The organism is Pseudomonas sp. LBUM1678 (assembly GCF_059695575.1).
In genome coordinates this window covers 138,564-153,183 of sequence record NZ_CP166775.1, presented here as the reverse complement: position 1 = coordinate 153,183, position 14,620 = coordinate 138,564, and the positions used below count along the sequence as shown (strand labels likewise).

Here is a 14,620-nt window from a genome sequence, read left to right as displayed (position 1 = left end):
GACTAACCGCGTCAAAGTTGTGCCTTTTATATCTTGAAAGTACGTCCAGACTGATTTTGGCGAACACGCCATCAGGTTCATGGAAGTCAACTGAACGTGACACCCGGAGAGTCTTCAATGAGCAGTGTTGTTGCCATCGTCAAAAGCATTGTCGGTCAGGTTTTCGCGGTGTCCCCAGAGGGCATTCGCCGCGTACTCGTTGAAGGCGACCGGTTGTTTGTCGGCGATCAGGTAGACACTGGCGCAGCGGGCGCCGTTACGCTCGAACTGGCTGATGGCCGGACCCTGGACCTGGGTCGCGACACTCAATGGAGCGCCAGCAATCCGGACTCCAGCACTGACTTGTCAGAAGCCACTGCACAAGCCGCGCCATCGGTTGAAGAACTGCAGCAAGCCATCGCTGCGGGTGCCGACCCGACCACTGAACTCGAAGCCACCGCAGCCGGCCCGACAGCTGCGGGCTCGGGCGGCGCGGCAGGTGGCGGTCACAGCTTCGTGATGCTGGATGCAACCGCTGGCCGGGTCGACCCGACCATTGGTTTCCCGACCGCAGGCCTCAGCTCTGCGGCACAGGCTGCACAACTCACCACTGGCGGCCAGACGGCTGATACCAGCGCCAACGTACAACGCGATTCGACCCTGAGCCTGAGCGCTACGCCGACCATTACCGAAGCGGGCGGCGTACTGGTTTACACCGCGACCCTGACCCAGGCACCGCTGACCGACCTGACCATCACGCTGTCCAATGGCTCGGTGATCGTGATCCCGGCTGGCCAGTTGACCGGCACCGTCAACGTCCCGCTCGCGCCGAACGACACTGTTTATAACGACTCGACCCAGATCAACGTGAGCGTCACCGGCACCACGGGCGGCAACGGCATCACCGTTACCCCGCCGACGACCCCGGCCGTGACCCAGGTTACCGACACCGTCGACACCACCACGGTCACCTTGACCGCTGGCGCCAACGTCACCGAAGGCGGGCAGATCACTTACACCGCAACACTGACCAACCCGGCTCAAACCCCGGTCACTGTCACCCTGTCCAACGGCTCGACCATCACCATCGAAGCCGGCAAGACCACCGGCACCGTGAACGTCGACACCGCGACCAATGACGTTTATCAGAACGGCAGCACCGTCAGCACCACGATCACTGGCGCCACCGGCGGCAACTTCGAGAACCTGGTGCCCAGCACCACGCCTGCGGTCACCACCATTACCGACTCTGTCGATAACACCGGCCTGAGCCTCAGCGCCACCGGCACCGTCGTCGAAGGCGGCCAGATCACCTACACCGCGACACTGACCAACCCGGCCGGCACGCCGATGACCGTGACCTTGAGCAATGGCTCGGTCATCACCATCGAAGCGGGCAAGACCACCGGCAGCGTAATCGTCGATACCGCCGCGAATGACGTCTACAACAACGGCAGCACCGTCAGCACCACCATCACCGGGACCACTGGCGGCAATTTCGAGCAGCTGACGCCGAGCACCACGCCAGCCCTCACCACCATTGCCGACTCTGTCGACAACACCGGCCTGAGCCTCACCGCCACCGGCACCGTCGTCGAAGGCGGCCAGATCACTTACACCGCAACACTGACCAACCCGGCCGGCACGCCGATGACCGTGACCTTGAGCAATGGCTCGGTCATCACCATCGAAGCGGGCAAGACCACCGGCAGCGTGACCGTCGATACCGCCGCGAATGACGTCTACAACAACGGCAGCACCGTCAGCACCACCATCACCGGGACCACCGGCGGCAATTTCGAGCAGTTGACCCCGAGCACCGAGCCGGCGCTGACCACCATTAGCGACTCTAGGGACGACACCGGCCTGAGCCTGTCGGCGTCCACCGAAGTGGCCGAGGGCGGTCAGATTCTGTACACCGCGACCCTGACCAATCCGGCCGGCACGCCTGTCACCGTCACCCTTTCGAACGGCGCGGTTATCACCATCGCGGCCGGCGCCACCACTGGCAGCGTGAGCGTCCCGGCCCCGGCCGATGACGTTTATAAAGATGCCGGCAAGGTCGAAGCGACCATCAAGGACGCCACTGGCGGCAACTTCGAGAACCTGGTGCCGAGCACTGTTCCGGCAGTCACCGACATTACCGATACCCTCGATACCTCGACCGTCAGCCTGACCGCGACTTCTTCCGTGGCCGAAGGCGGCACCGTTGTTTACACCGCGTCCGTCACCGCTCCGGTTACTGGCTCGCCAGTTGTCGTGACGCTGTCCAACGGCCAGACGATCACCATCCCGGTTGGCGCGAGCAGCGCTAGCGTGAATTTCGTTGCACCGAACGACGCCTTGGCGGGCGGCGCTTCGTTGAGCGTCAAAATCGACGACGCCAAGGGCGGCAATTACGAGAAGCTGGACGTCGATGGTAAGTCGGCTGACACCTCGGTGACTGATTCTGCGGACACCACCACTCTTAGCCTGACAGCAACCGATTCAGTCGCTGAAGGCGGTTCCATCATCTACACCGCGAACCTGACTAACGCTGCCGGTACACCAGTGACCGTTACCCTGAGCAATGGCGCAGTGATCACCATCGCCGCCGGCACCACCAGCGGTTCCGTGACCGTCAAGGCGCCTGCCGATGACGTCTACAAAGACGCCGGAAAAGTCGAAGCAACCATCAAGGACGCGACTGGCGGCAACTTCGAGAACCTGGTCAAAGACCCGGCAGCTGCCGTGACCGACGTGACCGACACCGTTGAAACTTCGACGGTCAGCCTCACTGCGACTTCATCTGTTGCTGAAGGCGGCACCGTGGTTTACACCGCATCCGTCACCGCGCCTGTGACCGGTTCGCCGGTTGTTGTGACCTTGTCCAACGGCCAAACGATCACCATTGCGGTCGGTTCGAGTTCCGGCAGCGTGAACTTCGTTGCACCGAACGATGCCTTGGCAGGCGGCCGTTCCCTGAGCGTCAAAATCGACGACGCCAAGGGCGGCAATTACGAGAAGCTGGACGTCGATGGTAAGTCGGCTGACACCTCGGTGACTGATTCTGCGGACACCACCACTCTTAGCCTGAGCGCAACCGATACGGTTGCTGAAGGTGGTTCGATTGTTTACACCGCCACGCTGACTAATGCTGCCGGCACACCAGTGATCGTCACCCTGAGCAACGGCGCCGTGATTAACATCGCTGCTGGCGCAACTGTCGGTTCCGTCACCGTCAAGGCACCAGCCGATGACGTCTACAAAGATGCCGGCAAAGTTGAAACGACCATCAAGGACGCTACGGGCGGCAACTTCGAGAATCTGGTCAAAGATCCGGCAGCCGCCGTAACCAGCGTCACCGACACCATCGACACCTCGACCGTCACCCTGACCGCCACAAGCACCGTGGCGGAAGGCGGCACCGTGGTTTACACCGCCTCGGTCGGCGCACCTGTCACCGGCTCGCCTGTGATCGTGACGCTGGCCAACGGTCAGACCATCACCATCGCGGTCGGCGCCAGCAGCGGCACCGTCAACGCCGCGGTCTCCAACGATGTGCAGAGCGGCCATGCGCCGGTGACCAATTCGATCACCAACGTCAGCGGCGGCAACTACGAAAACCTGGTCGCCGATAAAACCCCGGTCAGCACCAGCGTGACCGACACCGTCGACACCACCACCCTGTCGCTGACCGCCACTGGCAACGTCAACGAGGGTGGCTCGATCGTTTACACCGCGACCCTGACCAATCCGGCCGGCTCTCCGGTCACTGTGACCCTGAGCAACGGCGCCGTCATCACGATTGCGGCCGGAAAAACCACCGGTACCGTGACCGTCGACGCACCGAAAGACGACGTCTACAAAGACGCTGGCAAGCTGGAAGTCACCATCAAGGACGCTGCCGGCGGCAACTTTGAAAACCTGGTCACCAGCCCGAATCCGGCCGTGACCAACGTCTCCGACACCACTAACACCACACAGCTGACCCTCAGCGCTGACAAGTCGGTGCTCGAAGGTTCGCACATCACCTACACCGCTACCCTGACCAACGCCGCGCAAACCCCGGTGACCGTCAAGCTGAGCAACGGCGAGACCATCACCATCGCGGCCGGCAAGACCAGCGGTTCGGTCACCATCGCGGCGCCAAGCGACGACGTCTATAAGGATGCCGGCAAGCTCACCGTCAAGATGACTGACGCCAGCGGCGGCAACTTCGAAAAACTCGACATCAGCAACGCGTCCGTGAGCACCACCGTCAAAGACACGGTGGACTCAACGTCCCTGTCCCTGTCGGCCAGCCATACCGTGAGCGAAGGTGGCCGGATCACCTACACCGCCACCCTGAGTAACCCGACGGACACGGCAATGACCGTGAAGTTGAGCAACGGCGCAGTGATCAACATCGCCGCCGGCGCCACCACCGGCTCGATCAACTTCGCCGCACCGGCCAACACGCCGTACATCGACGGCGGCAAAGTCCAGGCGACGATCGCCAGCCAGAGCGGCGGCAACTTCGAAAAAGTCGTCACCGACCATTCTCCGGCGGTCACCACCGTTACCGATTCGGCCGACACCACCGGCCTGAGCCTGAGCGCCACCGGTTCGGTCGCCGAGGGCGGCTCGATCGTCTACACCGCAACCCTGACCAACGCCGCCGGTACTGCCATGACCGTGACGTTGAGCAACGGTGCAGTGATCAACATTGCCAAGGGCGCCACCACAGGCTCGGTGAACTTCGCCGCGCCAAAGGATGACGTCTACAAAGACGCCGGCAAAGTCGACGCCAGCATCACCAAGACGACCGGCGGCAACTTCGAAAACCTGGTAGCCGACAAGACGCCAGCGGTCACGGATGTGATCGACACCATCAACAACAGCACCGTCTCCCTGACTGCCACCGCCAGCACGGTCGAAGGCGGCACGGTGGTTTACACCGCGTCGGTCAATGCACCAGTGACCGGTTCGCCGGTGGTGGTGGCGTTGTCCAACGGCCAGTTCATCACCATCCCGGTCGGCGCGAGTTCGGCTAGCGTGAACTTCGTTGCCCCGAACGATGCCCTGGCCGGCGGCAGTTCGCTGAGCGTGAAAATCGACGGCACCACGGTCGGCAACTACGAAAACCTGGTGGCGAATCAAACCCCGGCGGTCACTTCGGTAACCGACGTCAAAGACACCACCACCCTGAGCCTGAGCGCTTCGGATTCGGTGGCTGAAGGCGGTTCGATTGTCTACACCGCAACCCTGACCAACGCCGCCGGCACGCCTGTGACCGTGAACCTGTCGAACGGCGCAGTGATCACCATCGCGGCTGGCGCGACTGTCGGCTCTGTGACGGTCAAGGCACCGGCCGATGACGTCTACAAAGACGCCGGCAAAGTCGAAGCGACTATCAAGGACGCCACTGGCGGCAACTTTGAGAACCTGGTGCCCAGCACTGTCCCGGCAGTGACTGACGTTACCGACACCCTAGATACCTCTACTGTCAGCCTGACCGCGACTTCGTCCGTGGCTGAAGGCGGCACCGTGGTTTACACCGCGTCCGTGACCGCTCCGGTCACTGGTTCGCCGGTTGTCGTGAGCCTGTCCAACGGCCAGACCATCACCATTCCGGTTGGCGCCAGCAGTGCCAGCGTGAACTCCACTGCGCCGAACGACGCCTTGGCGGGCGGTGGTTCGCTGAGCGTGAAAATCGATGAAGCGAAGGGCGGCAACTACGAGAAGCTGGACGTCGACGGCAAGTCGGCCGACACCTCGATTTCCGATTCCGCAGACACCACCACTCTGAGCCTGACAGCAACCGATTCGGTCGCTGAAGGCGGTTCGATCGTCTACACCGCGAACCTCACCAATGCAGCCGGCACGCCGGTCACCGTGAACTTGTCGAACGGTGCTGTGATCACCATCGCGGCCGGCGCGACTGTCGGCTCCGTGACCGTCAAGGCACCGGCCGATGACGTCTACAAAGACGCCGGCAAAGTCGAAGCGACCATCAAGGACGCGAGCGGCGGCAACTTCGAAAACCTCGTGACTAGCCCGGCAGCAGCCATCACTGAAGTGACTGACACGATCAATACATCGACGGTCAGTCTGACGGCAACACCTGCCACTGCCGAAGGCGGCAACGTGGTGTACACCGCTTCCGTCAACGCGCCGGTCACTGGCAAGGACGTGATCGTCACGTTGGCCAATGGTGAAAAAATCACCATCGCGGTCGGTGAAAGCAATGCTTCGATCACCGTTAAAGCGCCGAACGATGCAGTGGTCGGCCATGAACCGCTGACCAATGCCATCAAGGAAGTCACGGGCGGCAACTACGAGAATCTGGTCGCCGACAAGACCCCGACCTCGACCGCCATCAGCGACACCCTGGACACCACCAAAGTGACCATGAATGCCAGCGACTATGTGGTCGAGGGCGGCACCATCACTTACACCGTCAACCTCAGCAATGCCGCCGGCACTGACATGACGGTCAAACTGAGCAACGGCGAGAACGTCGTGATCAAGGCCGGCGACAAGTCGGGCTTCATCACCATTCCGGCGCCAGCCGATGACGTCTACAAGGACGGCAGCAAGATCACCGTCGGCATCACCAGCACCGACGGCGGCAACTTCGAAAAACTCGACGTCAGCAAGACCACGCACACCACCACCGTCAACGACACCATCGACACCACCACGCTGAAACTCAGCGCCGATGTGAGCGCCGTCGGCGAAGGTGGCCAGATCACCTACACCGCTACGCTGAGCCATCCGGCCGGCACGGCCATGACCGTGACCCTGAACAACGGCCTGGTGATTAACATCAAGGCCGGCGAGTCCAGCGGTTCGGCACCGTACACCGTGCCGAATGACGTCTACACCGGCGCCTCGCCCGTCAGAGCAGCGATCGCAGACAGCGCAGGCGGCAACTTCGAAAAACTCGACACCGACCGCTCGGCCGTCGTGACCAAAGTGACCGACAGCGCAGACACCACCACTCTTAGCCTGACAGCAACCGATTCGGTCGCTGAAGGCGGTTCCATCGTCTATACCGCGAACCTGACCAACGCTGCGGGCACGCCTGTGACCTTGACCCTGAGCAACGGCGCAGTGATCACCATCGCCGCTGGCGCTACCAGCGGTTCTGTGACCGTCAAGGCACCTGCCGATGACGTCTACAAGGATGCCGGTAAGGTAGAAGCGACCATTAAGGACGCGACTGGCGGCAACTTCGAGAACCTGGTGAAAGACCCGGCTGCGGCAGTGACTGATGTGACCGACACCGTCGATACTTCGACGGTCAGCCTGACGGCCACGTCCACCGTGGCTGAAGGCGGCACCGTGGTTTACACCGCGTCCGTCACTGCTCCGGTGACCGGTTCGCCGGTTGTTGTGACGCTGTCCAATGGGCAGACGATCACCATTCCAGTCGGTTCGAGCAGCGCCAGCGTAAACTACGTTGCGCCGAATGATGCCCTCGCTGGCGGTGGTTCGCTGAGCGTCAAGATTGATGATGCGAAGGGTGGTAACTACGAGAAGCTCGACGTCGACGGCAAGTCGGCTGAAACCTCGGTCACCGATTCGGCTGACACCACCACTCTGAGCCTGACAGCAACCGATTCTGTCGCTGAAGGCGGTTCGATCGTTTACACCGCCAACCTGACCAATGCGGCTGGCACGCCGGTCACCGTGAACTTGTCGAACGGTGCTGTGATCACCATCGCGGCCGGCGCCACCAGCGGTTCTGTGACCGTCAAGGCACCTGCCGATGACGTCTACAAGGATGCCGGTAAGGTAGAAGCGACCATTAAGGACGCGACTGGCGGCAACTTCGAGAACCTGGTGAAAGACCCGGCTGCGGCCGTGACTGATGTGACCGACACCGTCGATACTTCGACGGTCAGCCTGACGGCCACGTCCACCGTGGCTGAAGGCGGCACCGTGGTTTACACCGCGTCCGTCACTGCTCCGGTGACCGGTTCGCCGGTTGTTGTGACGCTGTCCAATGGGCAGACGATCACCATTCCAGTCGGTTCGAGCAGCGCCAGCGTAAACTACGTTGCGCCGAATGATGCCCTCGCTGGCGGTGGTTCGCTGAGCGTCAAGATTGATGATGCGAAGGGTGGCAATTACGAGAAGCTGGATGTCGATGGCAAATCGGCGGACACCTCCGTTACCGATTCGGCTGACACCACGACCCTAAGCCTGAGCGCTACCGACTCGGTCGCGGAAGGTGGTTCGATCGTCTACACCGCAACCCTGACTAACGCAGCCGGCACGCCAGTGACCGTGACGCTAAGCAATGGCGCTGTAATCACCATCGCGTCCGGCGCCACCAGCGGCTCCGTCACCGTCAAGGCACCTGCCGATGACGTCTACAAAGACGCCGGCAAAGTCGAAGCGACCATCAAGGACGCGACTGGCGGCAACTTCGAGAACCTGGTGAAAGACCCGGCGGCTGCGGTTACCGATGTAACCGACACCGTCGACACTTCGACCGTCAACCTGACCGCGACTTCTACTGTCGCCGAAGGCGGTACCGTGGTTTACACCGCGTCCGTCACCGCTCCGGTCACCGGTTCGCCGGTTGTCGTAACCCTTTCGAATGGCCAGAGCATCTCCATTCCGGTCGGTTCGAGCAGCGCCAGCGTGAACTACGTTGCGCCGAATGATGCCTTGGCTGGCGGCGGTTCCCTGAGCGTCAAAATCGACGATGCGAAGGGCGGCAATTACGAGAAGCTGGAAGTCGATGGCAAGTCGGCGGATACCTCGGTTACCGATACGGCTGACACTACGACCCTTAGCCTGAGTGCGACTGACTCGGTGGCTGAAGGCGGTTCCATCGTCTACACCGCCAACCTGACCAATGCGGCCGGCACGCCAGTAACCGTCACCCTGAGCAACGGCGAAGTGATCACCATCGCTGCTGGCGCGACCAGCGGTTCCGTCACCGTCAAGGCACCTGCCGATGACGTCTACAAAGACGCTGGCAAAGTCGAAGCGACCATCAAGGACGCGACTGGCGGCAACTTCGAAAACCTGATCAAAGACCCGGCGGCTGCGGTTACCGATGTGACCGACACCATCGACACTTCGACCGTCAAACTCACCGCTACCGGCACTGCGGCTGAAGGCGGCACCGTCACCTACACCGCCACTGTCGGTGCGCCGGTAACCGGTTCGCCAGTGACCGTGTCGTTGGCCAACGGCCAAACGATCACCATCGATATCGGCAAAACAACCGGCTTCGTGACCACCCTCGCGCCAAACGATTCCTTGACCGGTCATACACCACTGACCAACTCGATCACCAACGTCAGCGGTGGCAACTACGAAAACCTGGTTGCCGACAAAACCCCGGTCAGCACCACCGTCACCGACACGACCACTCTGTCACTGAGTGCGAGCAACTCGGTGGCTGAAGGCGGTTCGATCGTTTACACCGCAACCCTGACCACCGCGGCCGGCACACCCGTGACCGTCACGCTGAGCAACGGCGCCGTGATCACCATCGACGCCGGCAAAACCTCCGGCACCGTGACCGTTGATGCGCCGAAAGACGACGTCTACACCGACGCCGGCAAGGTCAGCACCACGATTTCCTCCGCGACCGGGGGCAACTTCGAAAACCTGGTGCCGAGTACGGTTCCAGCGGTGACCAGCGTCACCGACACCATCGACACCTCGACCGTCAAACTTACCGCCACCGGCACTGCGGCTGAAGGCGGCACCGTCACCTACACCGCCACTGTCGGTGCGCCGGTAACCGGCTCGTCAGTGACCGTATCGTTGGCCAACGGCCAAACGATCACCATCGACATCGGTAAAACCACCGGTTTCGTGACCACTCTCGCGCCAAACGATGCGTTGACCGGTCATACACCACTGACCAACTCGATCACCAACGTCAGCGGTGGCAACTACGAAAACCTGGTTGCCGACAAAACCCCGGTCAGCACCACCGTCACCGACACCACCGACACGACCACTCTGTCACTGAGTGCGAGCAACTCGGTGGCTGAAGGCGGTTCGATCGTTTACACCGCAACCCTGACCACCGCGGCCGGCACACCCGTGACCGTCACGCTGAGCAACGGCGCCGTGATCACCATCGACGCCGGCAAAACCTCCGGCACCGTGACCGTTGATGCGCCGAAAGACGACGTCTACACCGACGCCGGCAAGGTCAGCACCACGATTTCCTCCGCGACCGGGGGCAACTTCGAAAACCTGGTGCCGAGTACGGTTCCAGCGGTGACCAGCGTCACCGACACCATCGACACCTCGACCGTCAAACTTACCGCCACCGGCACTGCGGCTGAAGGCGGCACCGTCACCTACACCGCCACTGTCGGTGCGCCGGTAACCGGCTCGTCAGTGACCGTATCGTTGGCCAACGGCCAAACGATCACCATCGACATCGGTAAAACCACCGGTTTCGTGACCACTCTCGCGCCAAACGATGCGTTGACCGGTCATACACCACTGACCAACTCGATCACCAACGTCAGCGGCGGCAACTACGAAAACCTGGTGGCCGATAAAACCCCGGTCAGCACCACCGTGACCGACACCACTGACACGACCACTCTGTCGCTGAGTGCGAGCAACTCGGTGGCTGAAGGTGGCCAGATCATCTACACCGCCACCCTGACCAACGCCGCCGGCACACCGGTGACCGTGACGCTGAGCAACGGCGCCGTGATCACCATCGACGCCGGCAAAACCACCGGCACCGTGAGCTTTGATGCGCCGAAAGACGACGTTTACAAAGACGCGGGCACGGTCCAGGCGACCATCAGCAACGCCACCGGTGGCAATTTCGAGAACCTGGTCAAAAGCCCGGCGGCAGCCGTCACCAACGTCACCGACACCCTCGACAGGACCGAAGTCAGCATCACCGGCAGCACCTCGGTGACCGAAGGCCAGACCGCCAGTTACACCGTCAGCCTGACGAGCCCGGCGCAGACCGAAGTCACCCTGAAGATCACCTACAGCGGCACCGCCGCCGACGGTTCGGACTTCACCGGCGTGTACACCGTGAAAATTCCGGCCGGTGGCAGCACGGCGAGCTTCAACGTCGCGACACTGGACAACAGGATCACCGAAGGCACCGAAAACTTCGTGGTCAAGATCGACTCGGCCACCGGCGGCAACTTCGAGAACCTGGCGATCAGCGCGACCAACGGCAGCATCAGCACCGCGATCGTCGACAACGATGCACCGCCCGTGCTCGACCTGGATGCCAACAACTCCAGCGGCGCCACCGGTGCCAACTACAACGTGACCTTCACCGAAGGCACCACGGGCCAGGGCGTATCGATCGGCGACACCGACCTGAAAATCACCGACCCGGACAGCACGATGCTGACCGGCGCGACCATCGTGTTGACCAACCGTCAGCCGGGCGATGCGCTGAACCTGGGCAACAGCGTCAACGGCATCAGCATCAATGCCAACAGCAAGGACGGCACCGTCACGCTGACGTTGTCCGGTAACGCGACGCTGGCCGACTACATGCAACAGATCAAAAACATCAGCTTCACCAACAGCAGCGAAGACCCGAGTACCGTGCCGCGGATCATCACTGTGACGGTGACCGATGGCAGCAACTACTCCAACACCGCGACCACCACCGTCAACGTCGTGGCGGTGAACGATGCACCGACCGCCGCGCCGGTTAACGTCACCGGCACCGAGGACACCCCGCTGATCCTCGGCTGGTCGACCTTCGGCGTCAGCGATGTCGACAGCCCTGCCGCCAGCCTCGGCGTGAAAATCACCGGCCTGCCCGGCGAAGGTAAATTGCAGTACCTGAACGGCTCGACCTGGACCGACGTAACGACCAACCAGACCCTGTCCAAGGCTGACATCGACGCGGGTAAAGTGCGCTTCCTGCCGGATGCCAACGAATCCGGCGCCAATGGCTACGGCGGCACCGGCGTGGGCAACAATCTGGCGGACTACGCACAGATCAAATTCCAGCCAACCGACGGTTCGCTGCTGGGCAACACCGGCACGATCAAAATCGACATCACGCCGGTTGCCGATGCGCCGTCCCTGAGCGTTGCGGACAACGGCGTCAAATCCACCGGGCTGATCAAGGAAGTCTGGACCGGCCTGTCGGGCCTCGGCACCGACGGGAGCGGCGCGGCGTCAAACACGCTGAAGTCGGTGATTGATGCCGCCGGTAAACCGAACAGCAGCACCACCGTGACCAACGTGCAGTCCGACGGCAGCGTGACCGCTGGCACCGCGTCGAAAACGTCCGGCCTTATCTACCTCGAAGCCGGCAAGACTTACACCTTCAGCGGCACCGGCGATGACAGCCTGCTCGTGACCATCGGCGGCAAAACCGTGGCCAGCGCGCTCTGGGGCGCGGGCGGTAGTCTGAGCGGTTCGTTCACCCCGACCGCCAGCGGCTACTACACCCTGGATATCTACCACCACAACCAGAGCGGCCCGGGCAGCTATGACGTCAACCTGTCGGTCAACGGCGCTGCAGCGGTCGACCTGAGCAGCGCCGGCGTGCCGTTATACACCGGCATTGCAGACCTGGCCGCTTCCGGTGTGACGGTTTCCGATCTGCACGGCACCAACGGCGAAGGCTACTACGACGGCTACAAGCTCAACGAAGCGGCCGAAGGCACCAGCGTTCACCTGTCTGCGATCAAGACTGCGCTCACGGACACCGACGGCTCTGAAAGCCTGGTCGTGAAAATCAGCGGCATCCCGGCGGGCTCGGTGCTTACCGATGGCGCCGGCCACACCTTCACCGCCAGCACTTCGTCGGGCGAAGCCAACGTCACCGGCTGGAACCTCGGCTCCCTGACCGTGACCCCGCCGCCGTACTACAACGGCCAGTTCAACCTGACCGTGACCTCGACCTCCACCGAGGTTCTCGGTGGCTCGGCAGTCAGCACCGCGACGATCCCGGTCACCGTTTACCCGGCGGTTTACAACGCCGTCACCGCCACGGCGGCCGATGACACCATCACCGGCACCGACGGCAACGACATCATGGTCGCCGACATCGGCGGGCTGACCGTGGTGCCAGGCACCAACTACAACATCGCGTTCATGGTCGACAGTTCGGGCAGCATGAGTGCGTCGTCGATCAACGCCGCCAAGGACTCGCTGACCGCGGTGTTCAACACGCTCAAGCAGAGCATGGGTGGCAACTCCGGCACCGTGAACATCTTCCTCGCGGACTTCGATAACCAGGTCAACAAGTCTGTCTCGGTGAACCTGAACGATCCGAATGCGCTGATCCTGCTCAAAGCCGTGCTGGACTCCATGGCTTCCGGCGGCGGCACCAACTACGAGGACGTGTTCAAAACCACGGCGAACTGGTTCCAGAGTGCCGACGCCATGGCGAACACCGGGGCGAAGAACCTCACGTACTTCATCACCGACGGCAAGCCGACCTATTACCAGAGCGGTGAGCAGACCAACCCGACCCTGTTCGGCAATGTGAAGCTCGATGACGTCATCACCACCACCAATTACAAGTTGGGGCAGACTTACTCCGGTTACCTGGACAGCACTCACTACCTGACCATCGATAACTCCGGCACCGTCACGCTGCAGACGTACAAGAACTCGTGGGGCGGTTACTGGAGCAGTTCCGAACTGGGCACCATTCGCGCCGAGGGCAACGGCACGTACGAGCTGTCCTATCGCGACGGTAACGGCAGCAGCACCGGCTCCAGCGCCATCGACAACTCCACCGACAGCTTTGCGCTGCTGGGCAAGGTGTCGACGGTCGAAGCCATCGGCCTGAACAAAGACGTGACCCTCAGCGACCTCAAGCCTTACGACTCGGACAAGACGCCGCAAACCAACATCGATCCGAAAGACTTGGCCAACTCGATCATCGGTCACACCGAAGCGACGATGCCGGGTGCCGACACGGTCAGCGGCGGTAATGGTAACGACCTCCTGTTCGGCGACCTGGTGAGCTTCAACGGCATCGCCGGCGAGGGCTATCAGGCGATGCAGGCGTTCGTCGCCAAAGAAACCGGCGTGGACGTCAGCAAAGTCACCACCAGCAACGTGCACCAGTTCATCACCGAGCACTACAGCGCATTCGACGTGTCGGGTGCCCATGACGGCAACGACACGCTGCTGGGCGGTACGGGCAATGACATTCTCTTCGGCTCGGGGGGCAATGACTTGCTCGACGGCGGCAAGGGCAATGACATCCTGCTCGGCGGCACGGGTAACGACTCGCTGATGGGCGGTCAGGGCAACGACATCCTGATTGGCGGCTCGGGCGCCGACACCTTCGTCTGGAAGGCTGGGGACACCGGCAGCGACGTGATCAAGGACTTCAAGGCCAGCGAAGGTGACCGCATCGACCTGCGCGATCTGCTGCAAGGCGAAACCGGCAGCACCATCGACAACTTCCTGAAGATCAGCACTGTGGACGGCGTGTCCTCATTGCAAGTCAGTTCCGGCGGCAAGTTCAACTCGGGCGATGCGGCCGCCGCAACGCCGGATGTGACGATCAAACTGGAAGGCAACAACTGGTCCAGCGCCAACATCCACACGTTGATTGCCGGCAGTGACCCGACCATCAAAGTCGATCACAACAACAGCTGATCCAACGAAAAACGGCCGCCCTGATGGGGCGGCCGTTACGTTTGTGCCCATCCCCCGGTGACGATTTCGT

General features: G+C 62.0%; 1 protein-coding gene. It reads left to right on the top strand.

The window, feature by feature from the left end; genetic code table 11:
- Positions 1-117 precede the first annotated feature (117 nt).
- Entirely contained in the window at positions 118-14,550 is a 14,433-nt protein-coding gene (locus tag ACA070_RS00670; RefSeq protein ID WP_497449653.1) for a retention module-containing protein, read from the top strand.
- Positions 14,551-14,620 lie beyond the last annotated feature (70 nt).